General features: G+C 52.8%; 5 protein-coding genes and 1 pseudogene. 3 read left to right on the forward strand and 3 right to left on the reverse strand.

The features are described from left to right. From ACJMNB_RS05035 to ACJMNB_RS05045, 3 genes and pseudogenes are all read left to right on the forward strand, one after another. Positions 1-183, forward strand: a pseudogene (locus tag ACJMNB_RS05035) (hypothetical protein); the annotation flags it as partial. Further along, positions 180-1,166, forward strand: coding sequence for a PstS family phosphate ABC transporter substrate-binding protein (locus ACJMNB_RS05040; RefSeq protein WP_405339605.1), 987 nt, complete (start codon positions 180-182; stop codon positions 1,164-1,166). The pseudogene ACJMNB_RS05035 and the gene ACJMNB_RS05040, both read left to right, overlap by 4 nt. Before the next feature lie 172 nt (positions 1,167-1,338). After that, on the forward strand, positions 1,339-2,649 hold the full coding sequence (locus ACJMNB_RS05045) for an ATP-binding protein (protein WP_405339607.1): 1,311 nt from the start codon (positions 1,339-1,341) through the stop codon (positions 2,647-2,649). Here the strand turns inward: ACJMNB_RS05045 and ACJMNB_RS05050 are convergent. The 3 genes from ACJMNB_RS05050 to ACJMNB_RS05060 all read right to left on the reverse strand — a co-directional run. Further along, positions 2,646-3,236: an N-acetylmuramoyl-L-alanine amidase gene (locus ACJMNB_RS05050; protein ID WP_405339609.1), complete on the reverse strand. Its 591-nt coding sequence runs from the start codon at positions 3,234-3,236 to the stop codon at positions 2,646-2,648. The genes ACJMNB_RS05045 and ACJMNB_RS05050 overlap by 4 nt on opposite strands. Before the next feature lie 133 nt (positions 3,237-3,369). Beyond that, positions 3,370-3,804 (reverse strand): hypothetical protein, encoded by a 435-nt coding sequence (locus ACJMNB_RS05055; protein ID WP_405339611.1) that lies wholly within the window; start codon positions 3,802-3,804, stop codon positions 3,370-3,372. Continuing rightward, on the reverse strand, positions 3,801-4,290 hold a 490-nt coding region (locus ACJMNB_RS05060), incomplete at its 5' end, for a hypothetical protein (RefSeq protein ID WP_405339613.1). The genes ACJMNB_RS05060 and ACJMNB_RS05055, both read right to left, overlap by 4 nt.

Consider the following 4,290-nt stretch of genomic DNA (forward strand, 5'->3'; position numbering starts at 1 on the left):
GAAGCATTAGAACTTGGCAATAAAAAAATAGACGAGCTCCGAAAAGAAATAAACAATATCAATATTCAAATGATAAAATTTTCTCTGCTGGAGGAGACCAGGGCCGGGGCTGTCGTGAAGGGCGGGAAGGCGATGGATGTGAAGGTGTATGTTAAAGAGATAACGAGGGTTATATCGGTATGAAAAAGTTGTTGCACATTATGAGTTACGCAGCATTGCTGTCGTTGATAGTTTGCGGATGTAATGGCATCGATAGTCCCGAAGGGGACTTGAAAGACATCAAACTGGAAGACTGGCCGCTAACGGACTGCTCCACAAGTACAAAGCCTGCACGCGACCTTGTGGCCTACAAGCTGCTTGGGGTTCCTTACAAATGGGAACAGGACTGGTTGGGCGGAAGGGTCTATGTTATTAATCCGGATCTGTACTCTGAAAAAGCGCCATTCTCCCTGAACGATTATCAGAGTAAGAATCTTTGCAGCGGCACGCACGGAGCCTATATGAATCTCATCGAGGGCAAGTCGGACGTGATTATCGCCAGCCGGGATATTTCCAGAAATGAGATGGTGTCTGCGGTAGAGCTGGGTGTAGAGTTGGAGACGGCTCCATTGGCTATCGATGCCCTTGTGTTTATCGTCAATCCAAAGAATCCCGTCAAGAACCTGACCTCGGACCAGGTTCGGAAAATCTATACTGGTGAGATTACCAACTGGAAAGAGGTCGGCGGGGTGGACCATGCTATTACCCCTTACATCCGCAATGCGGATTCCGGCAGCCAGGAGAAGATGGAAACCCTGGTTATGGATGGACTGAAAATGATTGACGGGACCGAAGAGACCTATATGTATGAGATTATCGGCTCACAGATGGCATCGCCCTACCTACAACTTGAGGCCGATGAATATGGCATCGGTTACACGCCTTTCTTCTACTGCACGGCAATGGTCCGCGATTTAATGATGGTCGATATGATTTCCATCGACGGCGTGGCCCCCAGCAAGGAATCATTGAGATCCAACAAGTATCCTTTCGTATCCAGTATTTACGCGGCAGTTCGTAAGACGGAAGACCATGAGAGTATGGCGTATAAACTCTACCAATTCCTTTTTACCCAGAAGGGCGCGGATATGATTGATGAGAGCGGGTATATTGCAATAAAGAAGTAGATGCACTCTCTGGCTATACGAACTGCCATCCTCTCGGAGTGGGAGGGCGGCGGTATTTAATATACATCGGAAAACAATTCCACTATTTGTCGGTTTTTATTTCCAATAATTTCCGGAAAAATTTTTCCACAATCTCCGGTTTTTTGTATCTTTGCATCCAAAGACACAGGATATGGATACATACAAACCCAGAATAGCCGACTCAGTCCTTGCGAGAAAACTCGCTGGTAAAGGTGCCGTGCTCATTGAAGGTCCCAAGTGGTGCGGCAAAACAACTACCGCCGAACAGCAGGCCAAGAGCGTCATCTATATGGATGACCCCAAGAAGGTGAAAGAAAACCTCCTCAAAGCGGATCTGGCTCCTCAGGAGTTGCTGGAAGGAGAACATCCGCGTCTGCTTGACGAGTGGCAGATAGCCCCGCAACTTTGGGATACCATCCGATTTGACGTGGACCATCGTCCCGGTAACGGCCATTACATCCTGACGGGTTCATCCGTTCCCGTTGAAGAAGAGGAAGAAGACGAAGAAAAGCAGGAAGAGAATAAGAAGATGCGCCACTCCGGTACTGGCCGTTACGGTTGGGTGAAGATGCGCCCGATGGCACTATATGAATCCGGAGAATCGAATGGCGCCATCAGCCTGAAGGAACTCTTCAATGCTCCGGAGAAGATCTATGCCAAAAGCAGTCTCTCCCGTGAAGACCTTGCATTCGTCCTCTGCCGTGGAGGCTGGCCGGCTGCGATTGACTTGGAAAAAGACATCGCCCTGGACCAGGCTTTCGATTATGTGGATTCCGTGGCCAAGAAAGATATGAACCGCGTGGTGGACAAAGTTCGCCGTAACCCGGAGCGTGTCCGTCAGCTTATGCGTTCCTATGCCAGGAACGTGGCTTCACAGGCCCCTTACGAGACCATTGCTGCCGACATGCAGGCCAACGAGCCCAAAGGGATGGATGCGGAAACCGTCTCTGCCTATATTGAAGCACTCCGGAAACTCTTTGTGATTGAGGAATCCAAGGCCTGGAATCCCAATCTCCGGTCCAAGACTGCCATCCGTACCACCAACACCAGGTACTACTCTGATCCGTCCATCGGGACTGCCGCCCTGGGCATCGGACCGGGTGATCTGCTGTCGGACTTCAATACCTTCGGCCTTCACTTTGAGGGACTGGCCGTGCGTGACCTCCGGACTTATGCTTCCGGACTTCTTGGAGAAGTATATCACTACCGTGATTCTGAAGGATTGGAATGTGATGCTATCGTTCATCTGCGTGACGGCAGTTACGGCCTTATCGAGATCAAGATTGGCGGAGAGGGCCTCATTAACGAAGGTGCCCAGACGCTCATCAAGCTCCGGGACAAGATTGACCCTACCAAGATGAAGAATCCGTCTTTCCTGATGGTTCTCGTGGGCATCGGAGAGATTGCGTACCGACGCGATGACGGCGTCTATGTGGTCCCGATTGGGTGCTTGAAGGACTAAACACCAAGGTAGGAAATAATGCCATCGATATGGAGGTCAACAAGAGATTGTTGGCCTTCTTTGCTGAGGAGGAAGTCACAGTCCTCGTGGTTGTCCATGAAGAGGTTTTCGGTGAGGACGGCGGGGCAGATGGTGTGGCGTAGGAGGTAGAAGGCGGCTTCCTGGTCGGGGTCGCCGTCGGTGTAGTCGGTGCGGAGACGCATGCCGGGGAGGTGGGCCTTGGCGGCGTTGTAGAGGGCGGTGGCGAGGGCATCGGCACCGGTGGGGCCGGGAGTGGTGTAGGCGCACCAGCCGCGGGCGGAGAGCCAGCGGTCGCCGTGGCCGGCGGCATTGCAGTGGATGGAGATGAGGAGAACGTTGCCTTTGCCCAGCTGGCGGCACCACTCGTTCACGCGGCGGCAGCGCTCGGGCAGGGGGATGTCCGTTTCCTCCGGCACCAGGAGCGAGGCGTCCAGGCCCCGGGCCGTGAGGGCGTCCACGATGCCCCGGGCGATGATGCGGTTTTCGAGATATTCCAGCAGGCGGCCGTCGGGAGAACGCTTGCCCCGCGTCTCGGCCCCGTGGCCATTGTCGATGAGGATCTTCATAGCTGATTAAGTGCTTAGGTTTACACCTTTAAGTTACACAAAATCAGCGGGTAATGCAAGAGGTATGGCGTGGGCGTTAACCCCGTTGGAGCGTAGTGAATTCTTTTGAACTGAAAAATTTTGAAGAATTATTTCAGCGGTTTTTACGCTGCTCTTCAAGATCCATTTCGTAAGCCTCGTATGTGTCCCGGAGTTTCTGGAAAATCTCGGAACGAGTCGTTAGGTTGTGGTGGTTGAGTCCTTCGGAAAGGTGGCCGCTGTAGTCGGAGAAATCGTCGTTCAAGGCCGGGGAAAGGGCCTCAAATACGGCTTTGTCGTCTGCCTTGGCACCAGATGCGTCCACGAAGAATCCCTGGTCACAGAGTGCCTTTATGACGCGAAAGAACTTCAGTTTCGTTGACTTCTTGGTATTCAGGTGAACGTGCGACGGAGCCGGGGCCTCCGGAGCGGCGGGCTGGGGCTGGCCGACGTTGTTCTGCTGAATCTGCTGGCCCTGGGGACTGATAGCAACGACGGAGTCGTGGACTTCGTTTACAGTGCCGTTATTGGTGAAGTTCTTGATGTTCATTCCTCAATCTGTGGCTTGGATGTGCTGCCTCCCTCAATCTGGACGGAAGAGTCGGAAATCTCGTTGATGACGCCGTTGTTGGTGAGATGCCCGATATTGATTACGGCCTTCTTCTTCCGCTGCTTTGAGACGCGAGACTGTAGGGCGGTCTGTTTCATCCGGTACTCGTAGAGATCCAGGAGGACGGATTCGGTCTGATGCTGGTCGCGGAGTTTGTGGATGATATGGGGGATGTCCGTAGATGACTTGATGTAGAGAGCAACGGCCGGGTTCTGGCGGTAGTCAGACTTGAGGTCGCGGAGGGCTTCTGCCGGGTCAAGATCTTCCTGCAGGAATGACTCCAGCTGGGTGGTGTGTTCAGCTTCGTAGCGCTCTGCAGATGCAAGGAAAAGTCGCTTGATGTCTTCGTCTGATTCGCCCAGGAGGGCATAAGTACAGTCTTTCAGTGAGACCTGAAGGCTTGAGAGGGATTGAGTGAATGCCGTC

This window comes from Fibrobacter sp. (assembly GCF_045131395.1).
In the GTDB taxonomy this organism is placed as follows: domain Bacteria; phylum Fibrobacterota; class Fibrobacteria; order Fibrobacterales; family Fibrobacteraceae; genus Fibrobacter.